22 protein-coding genes, 1 pseudogene and 1 other annotated feature are annotated in these 26,320 nt (G+C 39.5%); all 23 genes and pseudogenes read right to left on the minus strand.

The annotated features are described in order from the left end of the window. Positions 1–67: 67 nt before the first annotated feature. Positions 68–1,084 (minus strand): RluA family pseudouridine synthase, encoded by a 1,017-nt coding sequence (locus tag PQ456_RS15340; RefSeq protein WP_420540671.1) that lies wholly within the window; start codon positions 1,082–1,084, stop codon positions 68–70. A gap of 23 nt (positions 1,085–1,107) precedes the next feature. Continuing rightward, the gene (gene lspA / locus PQ456_RS15345; protein ID WP_204823285.1) at positions 1,108–1,599 is read right to left on the minus strand and encodes a signal peptidase II; all 492 of its coding nucleotides are present in this window, start codon (positions 1,597–1,599) and stop codon (positions 1,108–1,110) included. A 217-nt stretch (positions 1,600–1,816) separates the two neighbouring features. Then, on the minus strand, positions 1,817–4,912 hold the full coding sequence (gene ileS / locus PQ456_RS15350) for an isoleucine--tRNA ligase (protein ID WP_273613073.1): 3,096 nt from the start codon (positions 4,910–4,912) through the stop codon (positions 1,817–1,819). Between the two features lie 82 nt (positions 4,913–4,994). Continuing rightward, positions 4,995–5,295: a binding site (T-box leader), on the minus strand. A 201-nt stretch (positions 5,296–5,496) separates the two neighbouring features. Further along, positions 5,497–6,000, minus strand: a pseudogene (locus tag PQ456_RS15355) (DivIVA domain-containing protein); the annotation flags it as partial. A gap of 158 nt (positions 6,001–6,158) precedes the next feature. Further along, a complete protein-coding gene (locus PQ456_RS15360) occupies positions 6,159–6,941 on the minus strand; it encodes a YlmH family RNA-binding protein (protein WP_273613075.1) in 783 nt (260 codons plus the stop codon). Between the two features lie 66 nt (positions 6,942–7,007). Further along, complete coding sequence (locus PQ456_RS15365) at positions 7,008–7,280, minus strand: YggT family protein (protein ID WP_373462044.1); 273 nt, start codon at positions 7,278–7,280, stop codon at positions 7,008–7,010. A gap of 4 nt (positions 7,281–7,284) precedes the next feature. After that, the gene (locus PQ456_RS15370; protein WP_204823282.1) at positions 7,285–7,734 is read right to left on the minus strand and encodes a cell division protein SepF; all 450 of its coding nucleotides are present in this window, start codon (positions 7,732–7,734) and stop codon (positions 7,285–7,287) included. Between the two features lie 2 nt (positions 7,735–7,736). Next, positions 7,737–8,426, minus strand: a complete 690-nt coding sequence (locus PQ456_RS15375; protein ID WP_273613077.1) for a YggS family pyridoxal phosphate-dependent enzyme — start codon at positions 8,424–8,426, stop codon at positions 7,737–7,739. 7 nt (positions 8,427–8,433) lie between these two features. After that, the gene (gene pgeF, locus PQ456_RS15380) at positions 8,434–9,279 is read right to left on the minus strand and encodes a peptidoglycan editing factor PgeF (protein ID WP_273613078.1); all 846 of its coding nucleotides are present in this window, start codon (positions 9,277–9,279) and stop codon (positions 8,434–8,436) included. Between the two features lie 128 nt (positions 9,280–9,407). Continuing rightward, positions 9,408–10,319: a hypothetical protein gene (locus PQ456_RS15385; protein WP_273613079.1), complete on the minus strand. Its 912-nt coding sequence runs from the start codon at positions 10,317–10,319 to the stop codon at positions 9,408–9,410. Positions 10,320–10,451: 132 nt separating this feature from the next. Continuing rightward, positions 10,452–11,600 carry a cell division protein FtsZ gene (ftsZ, locus tag PQ456_RS15390; RefSeq protein ID WP_273613080.1) on the minus strand — a complete coding sequence of 383 codons (1,149 nt, stop codon included), beginning with the start codon at positions 11,598–11,600 and terminating at the stop codon, positions 10,452–10,454. A 63-nt stretch (positions 11,601–11,663) separates the two neighbouring features. Then, a complete protein-coding gene (gene ftsA, locus PQ456_RS15395; protein ID WP_204823278.1) occupies positions 11,664–12,920 on the minus strand; it encodes a cell division protein FtsA in 1,257 nt (418 codons plus the stop codon). A gap of 365 nt (positions 12,921–13,285) precedes the next feature. After that, positions 13,286–14,071, minus strand: a complete 786-nt coding sequence (locus tag PQ456_RS15400) for a cell division protein FtsQ/DivIB (RefSeq protein ID WP_273613081.1) — start codon at positions 14,069–14,071, stop codon at positions 13,286–13,288. Between the two features lie 159 nt (positions 14,072–14,230). Continuing rightward, positions 14,231–15,136: a UDP-N-acetylmuramate dehydrogenase gene (murB, locus tag PQ456_RS15405; RefSeq protein WP_273613082.1), complete on the minus strand. Its 906-nt coding sequence runs from the start codon at positions 15,134–15,136 to the stop codon at positions 14,231–14,233. An 18-nt stretch (positions 15,137–15,154) separates the two neighbouring features. Beyond that, on the minus strand, positions 15,155–16,276 hold the full coding sequence (gene murG, locus PQ456_RS15410; RefSeq protein WP_273613083.1) for an undecaprenyldiphospho-muramoylpentapeptide beta-N-acetylglucosaminyltransferase: 1,122 nt from the start codon (positions 16,274–16,276) through the stop codon (positions 15,155–15,157). 111 nt (positions 16,277–16,387) lie between these two features. Continuing rightward, positions 16,388–17,866, minus strand: coding sequence for a UDP-N-acetylmuramoyl-L-alanine--D-glutamate ligase (murD, locus tag PQ456_RS15415; RefSeq protein WP_273613084.1), 1,479 nt, complete (start codon positions 17,864–17,866; stop codon positions 16,388–16,390). Between the two features lie 3 nt (positions 17,867–17,869). Then, entirely contained in the window at positions 17,870–18,838 is a 969-nt protein-coding gene (gene mraY / locus PQ456_RS15420; RefSeq protein WP_204823273.1) for a phospho-N-acetylmuramoyl-pentapeptide-transferase, read from the minus strand. A gap of 6 nt (positions 18,839–18,844) precedes the next feature. Next, positions 18,845–20,251, minus strand: coding sequence for a UDP-N-acetylmuramoyl-tripeptide--D-alanyl-D-alanine ligase (locus PQ456_RS15425; RefSeq protein WP_273616335.1), 1,407 nt, complete (start codon positions 20,249–20,251; stop codon positions 18,845–18,847). Then, complete coding sequence (locus tag PQ456_RS15430) at positions 20,251–21,738, minus strand: UDP-N-acetylmuramoyl-L-alanyl-D-glutamate--2,6-diaminopimelate ligase (RefSeq protein WP_273613085.1); 1,488 nt, start codon at positions 21,736–21,738, stop codon at positions 20,251–20,253. The genes PQ456_RS15425 and PQ456_RS15430 overlap by 1 nt, the downstream gene beginning before the upstream one ends. Positions 21,739–21,849: 111 nt before the next feature. Next, positions 21,850–24,333 carry a penicillin-binding transpeptidase domain-containing protein gene (locus PQ456_RS15435; protein ID WP_273613086.1) on the minus strand — a complete coding sequence of 828 codons (2,484 nt, stop codon included), beginning with the start codon at positions 24,331–24,333 and terminating at the stop codon, positions 21,850–21,852. A gap of 16 nt (positions 24,334–24,349) precedes the next feature. After that, entirely contained in the window at positions 24,350–24,766 is a 417-nt protein-coding gene (locus PQ456_RS15440) for a hypothetical protein (RefSeq protein ID WP_273613087.1), read from the minus strand. 18 nt (positions 24,767–24,784) lie between these two features. Then, on the minus strand, positions 24,785–25,750 hold the full coding sequence (rsmH, locus tag PQ456_RS15445; protein WP_273613088.1) for a 16S rRNA (cytosine(1402)-N(4))-methyltransferase RsmH: 966 nt from the start codon (positions 25,748–25,750) through the stop codon (positions 24,785–24,787). Positions 25,751–25,770: 20 nt separating this feature from the next. Then, positions 25,771–26,208 carry a division/cell wall cluster transcriptional repressor MraZ gene (gene mraZ / locus PQ456_RS15450; RefSeq protein ID WP_204823267.1) on the minus strand — a complete coding sequence of 146 codons (438 nt, stop codon included), beginning with the start codon at positions 26,206–26,208 and terminating at the stop codon, positions 25,771–25,773. Positions 26,209–26,320: the final 112 nt, after the last annotated feature.

Consider the following 26,320-nt stretch of genomic DNA (forward strand, 5'->3'; position numbering starts at 1 on the left):
ATATGGGTAGATATAAAAAAAGAAGCCAATCTGAATATCAGACTGACTTCTAAAATAAAAATGCTTATTAACGATTACGCAATGACAACAATACTTGTTCCAGATCATCAGGGATAGGTGCTTGAAATTCTAAATATTCCCCTGTAGTCGGATGAACAAAACCAAGTACAGCCGCATGCAGAGCTTGTCCATCTAGTGTAGAAGCTTTGGCTCTTACACGTCCATACATTGGATCAGCAACTAACGGATGATCGATAAATTTCATATGCACACGTATTTGGTGAGTACGTCCTGTCTCAAGACGAAGCTCTACTAATGAAAAATCACCAAAACGCTCTGTCACTACAAAATGAGTAACAGCATGCTTACTATTCTTCTCGGTAACGGTAAACATTTTACGATTTTGGCTAGAGCGACCAATCGGTGCATCAATAGTGCCTTGATCATGTTCTATATTACCATGAACCAGTGCAATATATTTACGGGTAACGGTATGATTTTTGAGCTGTTCCGATAATGAAGCATGCGCTTTATCATTTTTGGCAGCCATCAATAATCCAGTTGTGTCTTTATCAATACGATGCACAATACCTGGACGCACTTCGCCATTAATACCTGATAAGTCTTTGCAATGATACATCAAAGCATTAACCAACGTATCAGAAGAATGACCGACTGCTGGATGAACAACCATACCACGAGGCTTATTAATTACGATTACATCTGAATCTTCATAGACGATCTCAAGCGGAATATCTTGTGCTTCGATTTCTACAGTAGATAGACTAGGAAGTTGAACAACAACCTGTTCATTTTCTATCAATTTATGATTAGCTTTGATTACTTTGCCATCTACTGTGACTAAGCCATCGGTTATCCACTGTTGTACTTGAGAACGTGAGAAACCTTCTGGTAATAAATCAGTAATATATTTATCGATACGTGTTTTAGCATCTTCTGCATCAATCGTCCATTCCATCACTTGAACAGCACCGATCTCTGTCTCATCTTCGCCTGTTTCTTCCACATGTTCTAGATCAGGTAATTCTTGCTCTACCCAGTCTTTATCTTGAACTTCATTCATCTCTGATTTGTCTTGCTTACTCACTAAACATTCTCCTCTTCATGACCGGCAGTTTGTTTCTTCTGACGGCTCATATCCAGCAGTGCGTCTATGATAATCAATGCAACCCCGACTACAATACAAGAATCAGCTACATTGAAAATCGGAAACGTATAACTGCCAAAGTTAAATTGTAAAAAGTCCACTACTTCACCCATACGTGCACGATCAATAAAGTTACCAATCGCTCCACCCAAAACAAGTGATAAAGCAACAGGCAATAATTTATCCGGTTGTGATTTCACTTTTTGGATATACCATATAATCGCAACAACGACTATTAACGTAATCACGACAAAAAACCAACGTTGATTTTGCAAAATACCAAAAGCAGCGCCTTGATTACGGTGGGAAGTAATCAAAAAGAAATTGCCGATCACTGAAATCTGATCTCCTCGTTCCATTCCAGTAGCGATCCAGTATTTGGTTAACTGATCTACAATAATCGCTATAATTGCAATCACATAATATATCACAATAATCCTCCACCCTATAGATATCTCGTCCATATGCTTAGTACGATAACCTCACTAAACATAGCTTTGTTTATTGTAGCACAGCCTAGAATCAGTCGTCTATTGAGAACCTTTATAATAAAAAAACATGGGTATGATCTTCCTACTATAAAAGTAGATAGATCATACCCATGCTTATGTTAGATCAGATATATGATCTGCTTCATCCTGTCTTTTTTTACGAAATACGGATACCTACATTTTGTCCCATCAATTCAACTTGTTCCATGCCTTCTTCAGTAGCAAATGCTACATCGTTAACCAATACATTTTCACGTAATACATGATCAAATGTTTGGATTGCTTGACGAAGATCATCGTTCACAGACAACGTTAAATTCACGTATTTTTCGATAGGTAGATCTAATTTTTTACGATAGTCTTGAACCGCACGTACAATCTCACGTACCCATCCTTCTTGCTCTAGTTCAGGTGTTACATCTGTATTGAGTGCCACTGTTAGACCATACCCTGAAGCAGAAGCAAATCCAGACTTCGCTTTTTTCTCTACTAATAATTCTTCATTCGTCACTTGTAGCTCTTCGCCTTCTGGTGAAAGAATATGCAAGAATCCATCTTCAACCACTTTACGTGTTTCTTCTACAGACATGCCTTTAAAGAAGTTTTGCAAGAAGCCTACATTTTTACCGTATTTTTTACCGGCTACTTTAAGATTTAATTTCAATGTAAAGTCTACAAATCCAGAATCATCGGTTTCGGTATGAATACCTTTCACGTTGATCTCGTCTTTGATGATTGATTCATAGCTGGTCAAATCAAAATCTTTGTCCAGCGAAACGATCAATTCAGATAAAGGTTGACGTGTTTTGAGACCTGTCTCATTACGTACATTACGTGCTAGTTCGACAATGCGACGAGCTGTTTCCATATCGCGTTCTAGCTCAAGATCGATCAAGTCTTCATTGGCAACAGGATAATCATCCATATGCACACTTTCGCCACTGCTGAGGTTAAGATAGATATCTTCCGCTAACATTGGTGTAAATGGTGCAATCAATTTAGCTGTCGTTAATAGGACTTCCGTTAAAGTACGGTAAGCATCTAATTTGTCTTCTGTTAGACCACTACCCCAGAAACGGTCACGCGAGCGACGGATATACCAGTTACTCAATTCATCTACAAAAGCTTCGATCGCTTTAGAAGCATTTAAGAAATCATTTACAGCAAGCCCTTTTTCAACTTGCTTGATCAAACTGTTCAGACGAGACAGAATCCAACGATCCAACTTATGCTCTGACGGTTGGAAAGGATGTTCTGCTGGATCGAATCCATCAATCGTTGCATACAATGTCATAAATGCATGTGTATTTACAAGTGTATCCACCATTTTGGATTTCGCTTCACCTACGATACCTTTGGAGAAACGTTTACTGTTCCATGGCGCACTATCAGATAGCAATGCCCAACGGAAAGCATCTGTTCCATATTCATCAATGACTTCCCACGGATCGATTACATTTCCTTTAGACTTGGACATTTTCTGTCCTTGTTCATCCAATACATGACCTGTCGCCATAACTGCTTTGTAAGGAGCTTTACCTGTGATTAATGTAGATACCGCAAGTAGACTGTAGAACCAACCACGGGTCTGATCGATACCTTCACAGATCATATCTGCCGGGAATTGCTCTTGGAATGTATCTTGATTTTCAAAAGGATAATGCTGTTGCGCAAATGGCATTGATCCACTATCAAACCATACATCGATCACTTCCGGTGTACGGAACATCTCATATTGACCACATGAACTACGTACTTTGATATCATCTACATATGGTTTGTGTAGTTCGATATTTTCAGGCACATCACCAATCGCGCGCGCGCGAAGTTCTGCAATACTGTGCGGTGCAAACTGTTCACCTGTTTCTGCACATACCCATACATTAAGCGGTGTACCCCAATAACGATCACGACTAATATTCCAGTCCACCAAGTCTTCCAAAAATTTACCAAAACGTCCATCACGGATATGACCTGGATACCAATCTACTTCTTTATTGTTAGCGATCAATTGTTCTTTAACGGCTGTCGTCTGGATAAACCAGCTATCCATTGCATAGTATAATAGTGGTGTGTCACAACGCCAGCAGAATGGATACGTATGCTCATATCTTTCTTTGCTGAACAAACGATCTTTTTCAGACAACAAACGCACGATATCGATATCGCAATCTTTTACAAAACGACCTGCAAAATCAGTCACTTCAGCTACAAATTTACCTTCTAGATCTACCATATTCACAAAACTAATACCATTTTCACGACATACACGGTAATCATCTTCACCATGTGCTGGCGCCATATGAACAATACCTGTACCACTTGCATCGGTAACAAAGTCTGCTCCTAGAATGATGTTCGCTTTTTCTGCTGTAAAATAGTTAAATGGCGGAGCATACGTTTTTCCTACTAATTCTGCACCTTTTAATGTGCTCAGTACTTCGTATTCGCCCTTACCATCTTTCATAACATCGTCTACCAGATTTTTGGCAACGATATATACACTTCCATCTTGACTTACACGTACATAATCCATATCTGGATTAACTGCTAAAGCAACGTGAGAAGGCAATGTCCATGGTGTTGTTGTCCAAGCAAGAACATATTCACCACTGTCATCAAGCTTGAATTTCGCTGTTGCGCTCAAATCTTTGACATCTTTGTATCCTTGAGCGACTTCATGTGAACTCAGTGTTGTCTGACAATCAGGGCAATATGGACTTACACGGTGTCCACGATACAATAGACCTTTATCATGAATTGTCGCAAGATTGTTCCACACACTTTCGATATAGTTATTTTCAAGCGTTACATATGGATGATCTAGATCAGTCCAATATCCAATCCCAGACGTAAGATCACGCCATTGTTGCTCATATTCGAATACACTTGCTTTACATTCTTGAATAAATTTCTCTACACCATACTCTTCAATTTCATGTTTGTGAGAGATTCCTAATTTTTTCTGAACACCTAGTTCAACAGGAAGACCATGTGTATCCCATCCTGCTTTACGAACAACACGGTATCCTTTCATCGTCTGATAACGACCGACAAAATCTTTGATGACACGTCCCAAAACGTGACCGATATGTGGCTTACCATTTGCTGTTGGTGGACCTTCATAAAAAACGAAGTTAGGCTTACCTTCCCGATTCTGAATCGAACGTTGGAATGTATTTTCCTCATTCCATTTATTTAAAATCCGTAAATCCCGTGTGCGTGCTTTTTCTTTGACATCGACTCTTTGCATGATTTTGTCATCCTTCCCCATCTATTAATATCGAATGCACTCTAACTATCCCGTATGAAAACATCAAAAAACCCCATCCCATAAAAGGGACGAGGTTGCTCGCGTTACCACCCTTGTTTCACTTCGACCTTTATACATCTATACAAACTAAAATCCAGTATTTCTACTGTTTTTGTCTGTATTCAGGTGAAGTGACACCTTAGATCCGCACAAATGATGCGGTGCCTCTGTAACGGTTGGCACTCCGGCTTGGCTTACTTGATGCTCGTTCAGCCTCGCTTCTCCAGGGGGATATTCAATCATACGATGTTCATTGGCTTGCACCAACCGCCAACTCTCTGTGAACACAATGTATGATTTACTGACCCTATCAATGAATGTTGATGTTCATATTTATATTCGTCTACACGAATCAATTGAAATAAAGTTATAGAATATTTATAGCGCTTTAGACTATAAATGTCAACTTAGAACCCTTAATCTTAGTACAAATCACCTGAACTATGTTGTTCTTCGTTATCGCGGTCTCTATCACGATCTCTGTCTCTATCGCGGTCACGGTCGCGATCTTCTAGACGATCTCTTTCACGATCACGTTCATTGCTTGTGCGTTGAAGTTCACGCGTTTGATTTTCCAAAGCATCCCATCCATCTTGGCTAAGTAGCTCTAATTGAGCTTCTACCAATGTACGGAAACGTGTGCGGTAAATAGAAGCTTGTTTTTTGAGTTCTTCTACTTCCATCGACACTTTGCGAGATTTGGATAAAGACTCATTGATAATACGATCCGCATTTTTCTCGGATTCTTTAATAATCAATTGAGCTTCTTTTTTCGCATTGTTACGAACTTCATCTGCAGCTTCTTGAGCAACAATGATCGTTTTGCTCAACGTATCTTCCAGATTTGCAAAATGATCCAGACGTTCTTGAATAGACATTAACTGACTTTGCAGTTCTTTGTTTTCACGAATCGCCCCTTCATAATCTTTGATCACTTGATCTAGAAATTCATTCACTTCGTCTTCGTCATAACCACGCAAACGACGCGAGAATTCCTTATTATGTATATCCAGCGGGGTTAATGGCATGTTGGACACCTCCTGTAATGTTTAGGCCGTTGAATTGCCTCGTTATTGCTATGATACTTCATTTCGACGCATAAGGATATATCCCTGCCAAAGACGTTAAAAAATAAATAAATTTGCTGTATATTCACGATTTAAATAGAAGCCTATTCTATTCTTTATCAAACAAATTTACCTACTTTGACTCGATATCTTCCTTTTTTTGTAATTCCATCCATTTCTAATACTTTGAAGCGACCAAGTCCCTGAATAGAAATCATATCGCCTTGTTGCAAAGCATGAGAAGGATTTTCTTCTACTTTCCAATTCACCCGACAACGTCCCGCTTTGATTGGCACCAGGATTTTACTACGGCTTAGTCGGTATACATCACTTGCTATCCCATCTAAGCGTAAAGAAGCTACAGTTAGCTCCATCGATTGCAATTCTGGAGTAGCGACCTGTAATTCAGTAATCGGTAAAATCTCTGTCATTACATGCAAACGATGAACTTGTGTTAAATTTAGATGCAAATAAGAAGCAATCTCAGACGATACCACCGTATGACAACCATCCGCCAACGCGTGGATATCTCCAATTTTACCTCGCTTGATACCCAGTCCCAAAATAGAACCCATATAATCGCCATGTTCCAAATCAGCGAATTTACGCCCTTCTGGCGTGATCGATAATACTGATAACTGCATATCTTCGTTATCCAAATCCATATAATCCGGTCCGATGACGGCACGTTTACGTTCTGAATGTTCTGATCCTCCATCCAAACGAATATGCACATCTAGATTACGAGCAGCGAGAATATTCAGAATATAAGCTTGACGTGGATCTAAAAAATCGGTCAGCTTTAGCTCATGATAACGGGCTGCGTTATCGATCCACTCCGCAGCCCGTTCCACAAACTCTCGCTCATCTGGATGAAAATGATGATAAATATTGCTTTGCATGATGTTGTTCATACCTTTCATATTTAGAGCAAGTGTAATAGATTGTTTGTTACAAAATAATTAAAATTAGTAAATAAGACTTCTTAATAAAAATACTAATCCGCTAAATGCCAATTGTAATACGAATAAAGCTACAATCGGAGATATATCAATTGCTCCCATAATCGGTGGTATAAAGCGACGGAAAGGAGCAAGATAAGGTTCTACTAATCGTGCCAAAATTTGCCCAAAAGAACTTTCACGCGCGCTAGGCAACCAGGACAGCAAAATATAAATAATAATCATATACGTGTAGATTCGATATAAAGCATTTAAAACTGCAAAAGCCGTTTCCAAAATTGCGTCACCTCATCTTGTTATATTCGTAATCTTCGCCTAAAATTTCAGCGATCGTGCCCTCAATTTCGACGGTATCCGGTGTACACAGAAAAATGTTGCCCCCGATTTTTGAAATACTGCCTCCAAGTGCATAGACGGTACCGCTCATAAAATCAATAATACGTGTCGCTTGATCGATACGAACACGCTGTAAATTGACGATAACCGATCGGTGAGATCGCAAATGGTCTGCAATATCTTGAGCCTCATCATAACTGCGCGGCTCATTCAAAATCACTTTTACATTTTTCTGAGAATGAATACTAACTACATTGCTGGCTCTATTGTTCTTACGTAATTCTGTGCCAGAGGTTTCACGAGGTTCTTCATCATCATCCATAATCTGTTCGCGCTCAACAATTTCCTCTTCTTCTTGAAGCCCTAAGAAGTTCATAAAGCGATTCATTACTCCCATCGTTAATCCTCCTCTTTCCCTACTAATATGGAACCCAGTCGCACTAGTGTAGCGCCTTCTTCTATAGCAATCTCAAAATCACCCGACATGCCCATAGATAAATGCGTTAGTGGATTTTTAGTTAATCCACGCTTATTGATATCATCTTTTAATTCACGAAGTCCTCTAAAAACAGGACGTGTCATTTCTGCATCATCAACTTCTGGAGCCATCGTCATCAAACCTACTACTTCTAGATTTGAGAACGAAGCAATACTTTCAAAAAACGAATTCACTTGCTCAGGTGGCAAACCATATTTGGATTCTTCACCAGAGATATTAACTTGTACTAATACTTTAACACGAATATCCATAGAACTTGCTTTTTTTTGTATTTCTTTTGCTAGTGATAAGCGATCTAAGGAATGAATATATTCAAATTTGCCAATTACATCTTTTACTTTATTGGTTTGTAAGTGACCGATAAAATGCCACACTCCACGTTCGTGTAATTGATTCCATTTATCTTCAGCATTTTGCCAGCGATTTTCTCCTAGATGTAATAGCCCTGCATCTAGTACCTCCGCTGTTTTGGCAACAGAAACATATTTGGTTACAGCTACAAGCTGAATGTCTTCACGCTTGCGTCCGCTTCGTTCACAGACTTCATGAATTCGTTGTTCGACTTGCTCTATTCGTTCTTGTAATCCCAACTGTATTTCACTCCGTTTCTATACCTATCCAACTCGCCATTCTGCCGGTTGTTCCTCCGTCAGCTCGATACGAGAAAAAAAGATCGTGGTTACGGTAAGTACACCAATTACTCATTTCGATATGGTCAGCAGGAATTCCTGCAAAAATCATGAATTGTCGATTTAATTGTTTGAGGTCTAGCCAAGTTTTACCATTATCACCCGGACGGGCATAAAGAGGTTGTTCACCATTACCCATTAACTTGCTTTTCCAAACGTTTACGGCATCCATCACTTTATCATCGACTTCATAACTTTCGCCACCGATAGAAGGACCTATCGCAGTATGGATATCAGATATAACACTTCCATATTGCGTTCTCATCGCTTCGATCATTTCACCTGCAATATTAGCGACTGTGCCTTTCCAACCTGCATGAGCAAGCCCTACGACTTGTTGTACAGGATCTATAAAGTATAGCGGCACACAATCTGCATAAAACGAAGTTAATAAGATACCTGGTACATTGGTGATTAATCCATCGGTATTTTGAAAAGCACTTTCTCGATCAAGCCAACCTTTGCCTGCATGTTCTGCTGTAACGATCTCTATATGATTACTATGTACCTGTTCACCAGATACCCAGTGAGTATAATCAAACTTTAATTCATCGCATAATAGTTTGCGATTTTGCAATACATCTTCCGGTTGATCTTCTACATGATAGGCGAGATTAAACGAATCATAAGGCGCTTTACTGACTCCGCCTTTACGTCCGGTGAATCCTGCTGTGATTCCTTGACTATAGGCAGAAGTATCTAACTCAAATAATTCAGGTCCGCTCTCTATCGTACGGCTTACAAACTTCTCCATGTATATCCCTCTATTTTTCAAATTTTCAATGCATTAATTATACTCTAATGATATAAAAACAACAAAAAAGTTCTTTCTACTTTTAAATTTAGCTAAAGTAGAAAGAACTTTTTTAAACAAATATCAAATTATGAGGTTGAGCCAATAATAAAACTATTTTTCCAAGAAAATTTATCACCTAGTTCGGAAAATACTATACTAACCGGACCAATGGTAGCAGAACCAGGTACATCTGAATAAGGATGAGTATACGCACTAGCAAAAAGTCCAGTAGTACCTTTAAGACTAACAGGTATTCTAATTTCAGAAGCTAGATAACCACTTCCCCCGCTAGTTAATGTCTTAAATTTAGCATGAACACCATATACTGAAGATTCATCAATACTCTTGAAACCATTGACTGGCTGAAATACTCCTTTAGACCCTACTCCAGTAACTCCTGATTGCCAAGCCATTCCAACGCGATCAGTAGTTGCTATAATAGGCAAAGCACTCCATGAAAAATTTGTTCTATAAGAATACTTAAACTCTTTTGCATTAGCAGTTTTACCAATATATATTAATGAGCCACTACCTTTAAAAATCCCTTTACCATCACTGCCCATCAAACTTTTGTTCTGTGGTATCCCTAAGCTCTTTAGATCATTTTGTTTTATTTGTTCAATCTCAGATTTATTGCTATTATCTATACTATGATTTTTACCTTCTAAATCTGTATAAGACTCTTCATAGTTTTCGGTATTGGTATTTACTTTTATTCCTCCTTCACTGATGATTTCATTTTTTTCTTGATCCGACATCAGACTTATTTCATCCTTATTAAAATTCATTGCTGCTAAGAAATTATCTTTCTCGTTAGTTTCTAGTTTATCTTCAGGATTTTGAATTGCTTCGATTCTTCCATCTTGTAATTCTGTTACATAATTGTTCTCTACTATCTGCGTATTACTTTTTTGTTCTAATTGATTCGCATTTGAAAAACTTGGAAAAAGAGCTAGGGATATAGCTAAAGTAACTCCAGTAAATATTTTTTTGTTCAAAATAAGCCTCCTGTATATATGTATTTTGAATATTTGTAAAGTCTAACACTACTGAACTATAATGTCTAATTTACCAAAAAAAGAAAAAAGTATGTAACTAATAAAAGTTACATACTTTTTTAAGGTTTAATTTTAATCGTTTTTATGACGAGAACGATTGCGTAGGAATGTTGGAATATCCAACTGATCTCCACTAGGTTGTGTAGTATTTGTATTGTTGTACGGACGTGATGTCGGAGCTTTGTCTTCTGCATTCGTTGGTGCAGTAGGTGTAGATTCATCGACAGGCTGAGACGGACGACGTACCGGTGGCAATGGTTGTGCTGGTTTGTGTTCAAATCCTGTTGCGATAACAGTAACTTTGATCTCTTCTTTGAGGTCTTCATCAATAATCGCACCGAAGATCATATTTACTTCTGGATCAGAAGCTGAAATAACGATCTCTGCTGCTTCATTGACTTCATACAAGGAAAGGTTATTACCGCCAGTGATGTTCATAATCACACCACGTGCACCTTCGATCGAAGTTTCAAGCAATGGACTCATAATCGCTTTACGTGCTGCTTCTGCTGCACGATTTTCTCCTGTAGCTTCACCAATACCCATCAAAGCTGAACCACGTTCAGTCATGATCGTTTTTACATCGGCAAAGTCAAGGTTGATTAGTCCCGGTACAGCAATTAGATCAGAGATACCTTGTACAGCTTGACGCAACACATTATCTGCTTCACGGAAAGCTTCTAACATCGGTGTCTTTTTATCTACAATTTCAAGCAAGCGATCATTAGGAATAACGATCAATGTATCGACTTTTTCTTTCAATCCTTCGATACCTAGCTCTGCTTGTGAAAAACGCTTACGTCCTTCAAATGTAAATGGACGTGTTACCACACCTACTGTTAATGCGCCACATTCTCTAGCGATTTCAGCAATAACCGGTGCTGCACCTGTTCCTGTTCCGCCACCCATACCCGCAGTAACAAAAACCATATCTGCACCTTTAAGAGTGCTCATAATCAAATCACGAGATTCTTCAGCTGCTTTTTTACCTACATCTGGATTAGCTCCTGCACCCAAACCACGTGTCAGTTTATCACCGATTTGCAATTTGTGTTCAGATTTAGCCAAGTGCAATGCTTGAGCATCAGTATTAACTGTTATAAATTCCACGCCTTGAACACCATTCTCAATCATACGGTTAACAGCATTACTTCCGCCGCCACCTACACCGATGACTTTGATCTGGGCTAGGCTTTCCATTTCGAAATCAAATTCTAACATACTTTCCCATCTCCCCCTCGTTGTCCATGAATAGCTTGTTTCAATATAATATTGAACTCTAGCTTATATAAACTCACTGAACATATTTTTTAACCGTTCAATCAAGCCCGGCTTGGCACTGCTTTCCGGGGTCGAGGTTGTTTTGTTACGTGCTGGTGCTTTTTTGTTAGCTCCAGCCGTGCTTCCACCACCACGGATATTGCGGATGACATTGTACAAAATGCCTACCCCGCTTGTATAAGCAGGATCACGTACACCAATATAATCAGGAACTGCTATTCTTACAGAAGCTGCCAGTTCTTCGCGAGCTACTTCTAAAACGCCCGGCATTGAAACTGTACCTCCTGTCAGTATATAACCACCAGCAAGCTCTTGATAACCGAGTCTTGTGACTTCTTGACGAATCAGTTGAAAAATTTCTTGCACACGAGGCTCAATAATGGCTGCTAAATCTTGCTGTGTAAATTCTTTGTCTACGTTACTGCCAATACGCATAACTTTGAATACTACATCAGATGCAGCATCATCTATCAAAGCACAACCATATTTCAGTTTTACTTTTTCAGCATGCTCTGTTAATGTGCGTAATCCATAAGCGATATCATTCGTTACAAATTCTCCACCAATCGGTAAAGTTGATGTCGCTTTAAGCGAACCTTCTTCAAAGATTGCAATAGTAGATGAACCTGCACCAATATCAACTAGAATCGATCCCATCGATTTTTCATCTTTGGACAAAGCCAATTGACCTGCACCTAATGAAATCAATACAAGATCTTTGATACGCAAATCTGCTTTTTCTACACAACGAAGAAGATTATGGATCGAAGTTTTAGCACCTGTAATAATAGTAGCTTCTACTTCTAGACGAACACCAATCATTCCGCGCGGGTCTTGAATTCCTTCTAACCCATCTACCACGTACTGTTTAGCAACAACGTCAATAATTTCCCGTTCAGGTGGCAGAGCGATTACTTCTGCCGCTTTCAAAACACGTTCGATATCTTCTTCACCAATCTCACGATCTTCATTGGATACGGCAACTACTCCGTGGCTCGTTTGAAGTCCGATATGATTGCCTGAAATACCAACGATAACTTCAGATATCTGAATGCCGACCATACGCTCAGCATGATCAACAGCACTACGGATGGATTGCACAGTTTGATCAATATCTACGATCGCACCTTTGCGAATTCCTTCCGAGTCGGCAGATCCAACTCCAATAATATTAAAGGTTCCATTGTTGATTTCCCCGATAATAGCACGAACTTTGGATGTACCGATGTCCAAACTAACAATGATGTCATTGTTGCTCAAGCCCTAGGCACCTCCCGCTATCCTGTAATAAAAACGGTGTATTCGAATATTTTAGAATCACACCATTATGTGTTGGAAATTGAATTTCCGAAATAAATTGTTTCCCAAAATTGCTCTCTACATTAATATTCAACATTACATATGCTTTCCCTCTTTTTTCTCCAAACTTTTTGAACACTGGTTTGCATTATAAAAAGGTTGAAGAAAAAACGATCAGGTAGGCTATTTCACCGTAAATTTTTAAAAGTTTACAAAACTTTAATATCTACAACTTTCATTCTAGCATCTTTCGGTCATTGCAGAAAGTATTGTATCTATATGATTTTACAAAACGTTCGCATTTATCGATTACAAAAGGCTAAATCTTACGGTGCAACTTCCTGATCTGCTACGTCTTCCGGGTTGAAAGGCGTATAGGCATCTGCTTCAAGCATTGTAATGACACCTGGCGGTTGAGTCTCAATAACCTGATTTAGATACTCTACTTTGTCTGCCAAAAGTGACACACTTGTGATCACTTCAAAGCGAGAACGTGTATAGATTTTGATCCGGTCTGGAAACGAAGGCGTTGGTGAAGGGCTAATTTCAGAAATATCAGAAGACAATTCATTAGGAATAGTCCCTAATACTTTGCATAATTGCACTTTCTGAGCTTCAAAATCAGACCATCCTGTAAGCACAGGTTTTTCAACAGCCACTCCGCGTGTATCTGCTCTTACCAAAGCTCCACTTTGTAAAATAGCTGTGAGTTCTCCTGAATCTTGCAGTTCATAAGCAACTACAGGATATTCTTTGATCGTCACATCAATTTGACCTGGAAAATGCTTGATTACTTCTGCATCTTGGATCGAACTGATCGTTAATAATCGCTTTTCGATCGTTGTAGCCGATGTACCAAAAAAAGCATTTCCTTTCGCCAATCCACTTACATTTAACAAATCGGTTTTGGCTGTAAACGTATTTCCTTTAAACGTGATCTGAGATATTTTACCAATAGGCGAAAACCAAAATACAATTCCGATTACGACTAAAAGGATAAGCGACAATAAAATAATCAGTCGCGTTTTACGAGTTATTTTTGGATTAAAGGAAGGTCTCCGATTGCCAGCCGGTTTGTTATTTGGAATAACAGTTAATTTTTGCTTTACCATAGCGATCTCCACAAATCTTTTTTAGGTTTTATTCAATATAGTCTTTTGTACCAACTGAATTCAGTCATCCACTTGTCTGAAATAAAGTCTTTGTCATTATATCATGCAGAATGCTGAATACCTAAATGTGCTTTGGCTACGGTTTGATACGGTTCACTTTTACTTTTCACCCATCAGATATACTTCAGGTTGAAGTTGTACGCCAAACTGTTTAGATACTTCTTGTTGCACATATGATATTAACTCTAATACATCAGCTGCGGTACTTTGTCCCACATTTACAATAAAGTTAGCATGTTGAGTCGATATTTCGGCTCCACCAATCCGGTACCCTTTGAGTCCTGCTGATTCGATTAAGCGAGCAGAATGATCTCCAGGTGGATTGCGGAAAACACTTCCTGCTGAAGGTTGCTGTAAAGGTTGTGTAATCCGTCTACGATCTTTATGTTTATTCATTTCAGCCATAATGGTATCGCGATTGCCTGTTTTCATTTGAAATGAGGCTTCAACAACAATTCCAGGTTGTTCTTGCAAAATCGAATGACGGTAAGCATATTGCATATCTTCTAAGCTATAGGTCACGATTTGTCCATCATGAAGAACTATTCGAGCAGACTGCAAAATCTTAGATGTATCTGATCCATGAGCTCCTGCGTTCATATAGACAGCGCCACCTACAGACCCCGGAATACCGCCAGCAAATTCAAGACCAGATAATCCTTTTTTAGCAGCTAAAACACAAAGTTTGACGACAGAGTGTGCACCACCTGCAATAATCCGATCTTCTTCAAATCTAGCGTAATCAAAACCTTCGCCTAATTTGATAACCACTCCGCGAATTCCTTTATCTGCGACTAACAGATTAGAACCTCGTCCTAACTGTGTCCACTGAATATCATGCTCATGCAAAATAGTCATAAGTGTACTTAGCTCATCTTGATTGCTGGGTATCACCAGTACATCAGCAGGTCCGCCAATTCTCCATGTTGTATATTTTGCTAACGGTTCATTGATAAGAACTTGACCGACAGCATGCTGGGATAAAAGATTCATCCACTGCTGCATTTTGTTAACTTCCCCCTTCTAGCGGGACAGAACACCTGACAAACGCTTCATTTCTTCAACAATCAAAAATGCAGATTGAGGTGTACCCAAGCTTGTTGCTGCTTTGGACATGTTCTGTCTAACCTCTTCATCACTCATTACTTTATCTATTCGAGCTAACAATGATTCCCCTGTCAACTCACGCTCTAATAATACTTCTGCTGCGCCTGCTTTTTGTAAAGCCCAAGCATTAGCTTCTTGATGATTATTTGTAACATTAGGTGACGGTATTAATATAGATGGCGTACCTAATGAAGTGACCTCAGCCAACGAAGAAGCACCTGCACGACCGACTAACAACGAAGTAGCTGCTAGAACTTCGGGCATATTAGGAATATACGGAAGTACATGAAGATAATAAGGAAATGATCCTACAGCATCTCGAATACGTTCGCGAATTTCTTCGTAATAAATTTCGCCTGTTACAAATACATAATGTACTGCTGGATTGTTTTGTTTGAGCAAAGGAGCAATTTGAACCATTGCTTCTACAAGTGCTCTAGCGCCCCGGCTACCTCCTACAACTAATACAATCTGTGCATCAGCAGGTAGACCTAAGGAAGCAAGTCCACGTTCACGATTTGCATTTTGTACCATAGTCGCCCGCGGGTTGCCTGTAAACATCACATGCTTTGAACGCGGAAAACGATTCACTGAATCTTGAAAACTTACAGCTACTGTACTTGCATATCCACTCAAAAATTGATTCGTTAATCCAGGAATCGCATTTTGCTCATGTACAATAGTTGGTATTTTAAGCTTGGCAGCAGCATACACTACAGGACCACATACATAGCCACCTGTTCCTATGACTACATCAGGCTTAAATTCTTTCAGTAACTGTTTTGAAGTTTTCACACCCTGAATGAAGCGATTTATCGTTTTGAAATTTTCTAAAGAAAATAACTTGCGTCTAAAACCGGTAATATCAATAGATTCAAAAGGGATTTTTTCTTCAGGAACAATTTTGTTCTCCAATCCTCTTTTGCCACCAATATATAAAAATTCAGCATCTAATCCTTCGGTCTCACACTGTTGAGCAATCGCAAGTGCTGGATAGATATGACCACCTGTACCTCCGCCGGTCAATACGACCCGCATGATAAATCACCTCCTTAATTCAAATTTCATCATTGTTATTTATTCGTTAAGTAGCTGAATGATCTATTGTAAAGTAGATGTACGTTTTATGCTACTTATCTCAGTTGAACCTTATAGCTGGTGTACAGCTTCTTTAAAAGCACGACCACGTTCTTCATAAGACGAGAACATATCCCAGCTTGCACATGCAGGAGATAATAATACAATATTATCCGGTTCAGCAAACATTGCTGCTTGCTCTACTGCTTGCTTAATAGCTAGTTCTGGTTGCTCTGATTCTTCGATAATTTGCACTTTTGTAATTCCAGCAAGTTCTGCCACTTTAGCTAATTTGTGACGGGTTTGTCCCAAAACGACTAACGCTTTAACCTGTTGCTGAAATACAGGTAACAAATCCATATAATCAGAACCACGATCCAGACCACCAGCAATCAGTACAATGCCTTTATCTTGAAAAGCGGATAATGCTGTCATCGTTGCTTTGGCATTGGTTGCTTTGGAATTGTTGTAATACTGCACTTGATCATGTTCTTTTACATATTCTAAGCGATGTTCTACACCTCGGAAATCACGTAAGACATCAGCCAGATCTTGAGGACGACATCCAGCTGTAATAGCAATCGCGCAAGCTGCTAACGCATTGGCGACATTGTAACGACCAGGTATACCTAATTCTTGTACAGGTAAAATAGCCACTTCTCCATCTTGATCACAATACATCATTGTACGCGGTAATTCATCTTCCATTTCTGGAATATAGGCAGGAGATACGTATAATCCTGCTGATAATGGTGAATGCGTAGCTGAAGCGGATGGCTTGGCTGCTGATATATAATTGCCCAAGTTCTCTGTGATCGAAAATGGAATTAAAGTACCTGCTTGAATATAAGGCACAAGGCTACGACAATAACTGTCATCCCAATTAATGATTGCTGTATCGTCTTTGCCTTGATTTTCAAAAATTTTACGTTTGGAAGAAACATAATCATCCATCGAACCATGATAATCCAGATGTGTCTCTGCTACATTTAATAGACAAGCGATTTTCGGATTAAAATCACGTGTGCCTTTCAATTGAAAGCTACTTAATTCGGCTACGATCCAATTCTCTGGCTGAGCATCACTAACAGCTTCACATAATGGAATCCCTATATTACCACCTACAATAGGATGAAGATGATTAGCTTCCAACATTTTGCCTACCCAAGTTGTTGTGGTCGTTTTACCGTTAGATCCTGTAATCCCAATCATAGGCACATCAGAGATACGATAAGCTAATTCAACTTCTGTGATCACTTCTATCCCTAGATCGAGTGCTTGTTTGATTGGAGGAGCTGTATAAGGAATACCTGGATTTTTGACCATAAGGGCGATCCCTTTATGAATCAAACCTTCCGGATGCCCTCCACAAATCACTTGAATATCCAAAGCTTCTAACTCTGCTGCTTCTGGTGATTGTTCTCTTGGCTTCAAATCGTTAACCGTTACGATGGCTCCCAGACGATGCAAAGCTTTGGCTGCTTCTACGCCACTTCGTGCTAATCCGATTACGATCACTTGTTGTCCACGATATGTCTCAGGATCATTCATGTATTACAACCCCTTGCTCAAATAAATTCCGATCACTGCTAATACTAGACTAACTGCCCAGAATGTAGTTACTACACGCCATTCAGACCAACCTGACAATTCAAAATGATGATGAATCGGCGCCATCTTAAAGACTCGTTTCCCGTTTCTTGTTTTGTAAGATACAACCTGTATTACAACAGACAGCAATTCAATCACGAAAACAGCACCAATAATTAAAAAGAGCAATTCGCTTTTAGTTACAATCGCTATGCCACCAATCGCTCCGCCTATACCCAAAGAACCCATATCACCCATAAATACTTTAGCTGGATGCATATTAAATATTAAAAATCCAATCACAGCACCGATCATAGCTGCTGCACATACTGCTGCCGCAGGTGAAGTCGCTTGAACCGCTACTACTGCATATGCTGCAAAAGCTATCGCACTTACCCCGGACAATAATCCGTCTAATCCATCGGTAAAGTTAACCGCATTACTGATCGCCAGCAACATAATCACAATAAATGGATAATAAAACCAAGGACCCCAATCAAATGAAAATGATGTAGCAGGAATACCTAATGCTGTACTATGTCCGCTTTTGAGCAAAATATAACAGACAATTGCAGAAAATAACAACTGTCCAAACAACTTTTGTTTTGCTGTTAGTCCAAGTGAACGTTTTAAACCAATTTTGATAAAGTCATCCAAAAACCCTACTAACCCGAATCCAAGTGTAGCCACCAATAACACCCAAAAGTTAGTATCTACTACAGAAAATTTTACGTACGCTAATGTAAAAGCAATCATAATAATAATACCGCCCATAGTAGGCGTGCCTGCTTTTTTCAAATGACTCTGTGGTCCATCATCACGTACTTGCTGTCCAAACTTCATACGGCGCAATACCGGAATTAAAAGCGGTGCAGCAATCACTGCTAATACAAATGAAACTGCTGCTGTTAAAAATAATATTCGAAAATCCATGTCGTTTTACTCCTCCAGCGCCTCTGCGTTACTTGTTGAATCAGGCATCAGCGCCTGTACGACTTCTTCTAACTTCATCCCGCGCGATGCTTTAAATAAAATAGCATCTTTCTCCTGAGCCATTTGCAATAGATCGTTAATCAGTTCTTGTTTGGAAAGATAAGAATGAATCTGAGAAGCATCTAATACTTTAGCAGCTCCATTAGCTATCTGTTGTCCAAGCACACCATACGTGAATAACAGATCTGCTTGTCCATCGATATATTTTCCTACTTCCTGATGATATATCGCTTCCTCTTCGCCCAACTCTAACATATCACCGAGCACTGCAATTTTACGATGATATCCTTTGAGATTACCTAATACGTCTATAGCGGCTTTCATTGAAGTAGGACTTGCATTATAAGCATCATTTAACAAAGTGATTCCATTACGACCTTGAATGATCTCAATTCTCATTCCTGTCAGTTGTAGCTTGGATAAGCCTTGACGGATCTGTTCTGCTGTGACCCCATAATGTTGAGCTACTGTTATCGCTGCTAAAGCATTAGTCACATTGTGCATACCTAGCAAAGGCAATGTCCATGCTTCGTCTGCTTCACTATTTGTTGTGAAAACAGTATGTTTTCCTTGAAACATTACCCCTGTTGGATACACATTGTTCGTATGATCCAGCCCAAATGTTATTTTACGCATCTCTTTTTGCTCAAATTCGGGTTCCGCCAAAATTTGTTTTAATAAAGGTTCATCACCTAAATAGACAAGTAAGCCTTCTGAACGTAATCCACTGACAATCTCTAATTTGGCACGTGCGATTTCTTCTCGACTGCCCAATTGCTGAAGATGAGATTCACCAATATTGGTAATAATCGTTGTCTCCGGATGAGCGATATTTGATAGCAGTTCAATCTCACCGCGTCCACTCATACCCATTTCTAAAATCAAGATTTCAGTCTGTTCAGGCATTGCTAATATGGTCAAAGGCAATCCTATATGATTATTGAAATTACCTTCTGTTTTGTGCACTTGATATGCTTCTGCTAGCAAAGCATAAACGATATCTTTTGTTGTCGTTTTACCATTCGAACCTGTAATACCGACTACTTTTACACCTGTTTGTTGAACATACGCTTCAGCTAGTTGTTGTAGTGCTTGTAGAGTATCTTGAACAATGACTATATTTCCAGACGGTGGTGTTCCATGATCATGTTGCCATAATGAAGCTACCGCTCCTTCAGTTAACGCTGATGTCACAAATTCATGTCCATCGAACTTTTCACCAACAATAGGAATAAATAATCCGCCTTCAACCAATTGACGGGAGTTAATACTAACGCCTTTTAAACAGGTATCTGCTGAACCTTGAAGCTGTCCACCACATATATCGGCTATTTGACCGAGTGTTGTATTTATCACTTGTAAAGACCCCTTATCGCTTCTTTGGCTACCAAACGATCATCAAAATCCAATGTTTGTTGACCGATAATCTGATACGTCTCATGACCTTTGCCCGCAATCAATACTACATCTCCTGGCTTAGCCATTTCAACCGCTTTTTCAATCGCTTGTCTGCGATCAACAATAGATTCGTATTTGTCTGTAGCAATCTGTTGCTCTTCTAATCCTTTTTGAATATCTTCCAAAATAGTAGCTGGCTCTTCTGTACGCGGATTGTCTGAAGTGATCAATACATAATCACTATATTTAGCAGCAATCTGTCCCATCAAAGGTCGTTTGCTCCGATCACGATCACCACCGCATCCAAAAACAGTAATAATATTACCTTCTGCAAATTCATTGATCGTACGCAATACATTTTCCAATCCATCCGGTGTATGAGCGTAATCCACAATCACTGCAAAAGGTTGACCGCCATCTACAGACTCTACACGCCCATCTACACCGGCAATCTGTTCAAGACTAGACTTTATGTGTTCTAACGGAATATTCTCAATTAGAGCAGCTGTGATCGCTGCTAAAGCATTATAAACATTGAATTTGCCGACCATTTGAAGTGTGATTTCTGTATTGCCTTTAAACGTATCCACTTGGAAAGTCGTGCCTTGAGATGTAATTCTAATCTGTGAAGCATGTACATCGGCAGGATGATCGACTCCATATGTAATCACATCTGCAGCTGTAATTTTACGGAAATATTCAGCAGCAGGATCGTCGTTGTTCAAAACAGCATATTTACGCTTTGCAGGATCTATTTCATAACGGTTCCCCAAACGTGCAAAAAACAGCCCTTTGGCTGCAATGTATTCTTCCATCGTCTCATGATAATCGAGATGGTCTTGACTTATATTTGTAAAAATAGCTGTACGGTAATCTGTTCCTTTTACTCTTCCTTGCTCTAGAGCATGAGAGGATACTTCCATCACACAACTTTTCACATCTGCTTGCACCATTTCGTGTAACAAACGTTGTAATTCTAACGCTTCTGGTGTTGTACGAGGCATAGGTGTTGCTGTACCGTTATAACGCATTTCAATAGTTCCGATCAACCCTGTATTGATATGCGCATCATTCATAATACGCTCAATCAGATAAGAAGTTGTGGTTTTACCATTTGTTCCTGTAATTCCGATCATATTTAACGTTCTACTTGGATATTCAAAAAAATGATCAGATAATACAGCCATCGCGTGACGGCAACTACTAACGATCAATTGTGGAATATCTAATTCAAGTTGACGTTCTACTACTAAGGCAGTAGCACCTTTTTGAATCGCTTGAGCGGCATAATCATGTCCATCTACTGTAAAACCAGGCAGACAGATAAACAGATCACCTGACTTCACTTTGCGAGAATCAATCTCCATACCGGATATTTTCGTTTGAACATCACCTAGCACTTGAGATGTGATCAGCAGATGTGCTGCTTCTGACAAAAGCATAGTTTTACCTCTTTTCTAAATATTAATAACGATACCCGACAAATAGCAGACAAAAGATAGAGTCAGTTGCACTCTATCTTTGCTGATGATGCCGGGTGATCGTAGATTACATTAATTCGTTGGCGCCCCGGTAGGCTCTGGAATTTTAAGACTACTTGTAGGGCTTTGCTCTGTACTGCTTTCCGATTTACCCTTACTATCCGTACTACTTTCAGTGGTAGTGCCAGAATCTGTTTTGGTATCGGAAGATGTTGTATCTTTTGATTCTGTAGCATTTGGATCTGTAGAAGTATCTTTGTCTGTTGAAGACCCTTCAGAAGATGTAGATTCTGTACTGTCTGTTGCTCCATCTTTTGGTGTAGTGGCTTCAACTGAAGTCGCTGGATCTTCTTCTGTATCGTCGACTCCTGTGACTGTTGCTCGAGCAGATTTAAGTGTAAGTGTTACAGATCGTCTACCACTACTAGAAGACTCTACCTGTTCAGATACATATCCTTCACCAGTCGCTGTTACTTCTACTTTCATCAACGATAAGATTTGCAGAGCATCCCGCAACGATTCACCTTTTAGATCAGGAATACTCATTTTGGTTGGATCTTCTGTCATCAAATAAATGGTTTGTCCGCCTGTCATAGCTGCTCCACTAGCTGGATACTGCTTGACGACTTTTGTACCTGATCCTACTGTTGTATAGGAAATACCATCTGCAAGCAATTTTTTCTTCGCATCTGCAAGCATTTTACCTGTTAGTGTAGGAGCAGTATAGGAAGCCATTAGTTTTTTAGAATCCACTTCTGCTTTAGGTTTTTTTTCACCATCGTCAAAGACTTTAGAAATACCCATATACGGCAACACTTGACTCACGATTTTTTTAAATACTGGAGCTGCTGCTGTACCTCCGCCTAGCTTCGAATCTGACGGTTGGTCAATCACTACGATCATAGCGATCTTAGGATCATTAGCAGGTGCAAATCCTACAAAAGATACCACTTGCTTCGTATAATCATACTTACCATTGATAACTTTAATAGCAGTACCTGTTTTACCTGCAACACGATAACCATCAATATAAGCATGACGACCTGTTCCAATTTCCTGATCCGAAACGACCTGTTCCAGATAACCACGTACTTTCTCAGAAGTTAACGGGTCAACCACTTGACGAACGACTTTAGTCTGTGTATTTTCAGTGACTCCTGTATTGGGATCAGTGATCGATTTGACTAGATGTGGTGTTAATAATTTCCCACCATTGGCTACCGCAGAAATAGCAGCTAACTGTTGAATCGGTGTCACCTGTACCAATCCATGTCCGTAAGCAGCGGTTGCTACTTCTGTGGGAATATTAGGATGGAAAGTAATAGCACCTTTAGCTTCACCAGGCAATTCGATGCCTGTCTGTTCACCAAATCCAAACGAATCGATATATTTACGCAAACGTTCTGCACCAAGCATCTTATAACCAAGATTAACAAAAGCTACATTACTTGAACGCTTTAGACCTTCTAAGTAACTAATCGTTCCCCATCCGCTATGATTCAAGTCATGCAGTGTTGTACCTCCTACTTGAATAGAACCTGATTGATAAGTAGCATTAGGATTGAATAAATTTTCTTGTACTGCTCCAGAAAGAGTAACAATCTTAAATGTAGAACCTGGTTCATAGATCGCTTTGACAGCCAGATTACGGAAATCTTTAGGATCGGTAACTTCATTAAACTTATTAGGATTAAAAGTTGGCATATTTGCCATACCTAGAATTTCCATCGTATTAGGATCTGCTGCAATCACTGTAATACTTTCAGGTTTCAATTGTTCATAAGCATCTTTCATAGCTTGTTCAATATAATACTGAATTGTCTCATCAATCGTTAACGTCAGATTATCTCCATCTTTAGCAGGAGTATAGACATCTTTGGAATCTGGTAATTTATCTCCTTGTTTATCACGAAGATATTGAATATGACCATCTGTCCCTTTAAGCTTTTCATCATAATACGCTTCAATTCCCGCAACAGCATTGCCATCTTTGTTCGTATAACCAATAACATGAGCCGCTAATTCGTTTTTAGGATAAAAGCGTTTGGAATCAGCGCTTAAATACACACCGACATCCCATTTTTGACCGGTTTTTTCTTTCAGTTGTTTGATAAAAGCATTGATTTGATCAGCTTTTTCTTGATCGATTAGACGACCACCTGAATTGAGCTCACGCCAAGTACGAAGTTGACCGATATTATCTCCACTGGTCAATACAGAAGTGGCTTGCTTTTCAATTTCTGTTTCATCGGTGCCTAAAATAGCGTGAAGCTGGCTTACAACATCACTTTTAATCCCATACTCAGCGATGATTTTAGGATTAAGAGCAACATTATAAGCCGGAGCATCCATTGCTAGATCATTACCATTACGGTCTGTAATCGTACCACGTTTAGCTGAAATATCGCTGTTAGCTGTCCATTGTTTAATAGCTTTGTCAGTCCAGTTACCTGTTTGAACCACTTGTAGCCAGAATACTTTAATAATCAGTACAGCAAAAAAGAGGGTAATACATCCCCCTATAAATAAAGTACGAAGTTTTATTCTCTTATTCACTGTTGTTTCCCCCGTTTTACTTGCCTTGTGTCTCATCCGTCGTCGAGGTTGTTGCTTCTGTTCCCTTTACCCGGGATACTTGGATCGGAGCCGTATCCGTAGGCTCTATGTAACCTAGAGCAGTGGCACGTTCAACAATTTGATCTTGTAACGAATATTTGCGAATTTCGTTTTGTGTCGTTTGCTTTTTAATACTTGCCGTTTCACTATCCATACTTTGAATATTTTTATTCACTTCATAGATATGTGCATATTGAAAAACAATTACACTTGCTACTGTCGCACAAAAAATGATAGTCATCAAATAAAGCAGCTTTTCTTTCGTTGGAAGTGCGCTACGACGTAAGACTACCTTTGTAGTCTCACGATATCGTCGAGCAGCTTTTTCAGCCGATTGTTCTTTGACAGCTAGATTGCCGCGCGTATAAGCCATTGATCCGTCTCCTCTAAATTAAGTTTTCGTTTGTTTTTCCACCTTTTCGGCAACACGCAATTTAGCCGATCTTGCACGCGAATTCTCTTCCAATTCTTCTTCCGAAGGAAGGATTGGTTTGCGATTAATCAATTTCAGTTCTCCACCAGTACTAACATAGACTGGAAAACCAGGTGGTGAGACGTTTTTTTCCACGTATTCTGCAAAAATTTGTTTGCAAATACGGTCTTCTAAAGAATGAAACGTGATAACCGCTGCTCTTCCCCCAGGCGTTAGACAACGTACTGCTTGATGAAGAGCTTCTTCAAAAGCACCTAATTCATCATTTACAGCAATACGAAGTGCTTGAAAACTCCGTTTCGCAGGATGTCCCCCTGTTCTTCTTGCTGCTGCTGGAATGCCTTCTTTGACAAGTTCAGCCAGTTCCCCCGTTGTTTCGATCGGCTGGATACTTCGCTTGGCAACAATGACTTTAGCAATCCGTCTTGAAAATTTTTCTTCACCATATCGATATAAAATGCGGGCGATTTCTTCTTCCGGCCAGGTATTCACTATAGTTTTGGCTGTGAGTTCGGCAGATTGATCCATTCTCATATCCAAAGTTGCATCATGGTTATAGCTGAATCCTCTGTCACCGTCGTCGAATTGAGGTGAAGAAACGCCAAGATCGAACAAAATGCCATCTACTTGCGGAACTCCATCTTTGACCGGTACTCCTGCTGCCAATAGCGACTCTTCCAATTGACGGAAATTGCTTTTGATCAACGTTACTCGATCTTCATAAGGTGCAAGTACTATTTTCGCATTGGCAAGTGCCGTATCATCTTGATCAAAAGCTATTAGTCTTCCGCCTGCTCCAAGTTCAGCAGCAATAACTGAACTATGACCAGCTCCCCCGAGTGTGCAGTCAACGTAAATACCATCAGGCTTAACCTGAAGTGCTTTTGTCGCTTCTTCTTTTAATACTGTGATGTGATGAAACAAGATGTAAACCTCCCGGACGATTACAGGTCGAAATCAAAATCAACCAGCTTTTCTGCAATTTCATTAAAAGATTGTTCAGAAGTATCATAATACTCTGACCATGTTTCTTTACTCCAAATCTCTACCCGATTCGAAACGCCAATAATAACACACTCTTTTTCGAGTTTGGCATACTGCCGTAAATTTCCCGGCAGATTGACTCTGCCCTGCTTATCCCATTCCACTTCGGTTGCACCGGAGAAGAAAAAACGACTAAATGCACGGGCATCCGCTTTCATCAGCGGTAGAGATTTGAGCTTTTGCTCAAGGAGGGACCACTCCTCCATAGGATAGACGAATAGACAATGATCCAATCCGCGGGTGACTACAAACGAAGTTCCGAGTTGTTCACGAAATTTGGAAGGAATAATAATCCGACCTTTTTCATCAATGCTATGTTGAAATTCTCCCATAAACATTGACGTTTCACTCCTCTTAACCATAGTCTCCCACTTTGTCCCACTATCCACCACTACCATAAGCATAATAGATTCGACGCAGAAAATCAAAATCCTTTTTTAATATCATTTT

Source organism: Paenibacillus kyungheensis, assembly GCF_028606985.1.
Lineage (GTDB): Bacteria > Bacillota > Bacilli > Paenibacillales > Paenibacillaceae > Saccharibacillus > Saccharibacillus kyungheensis.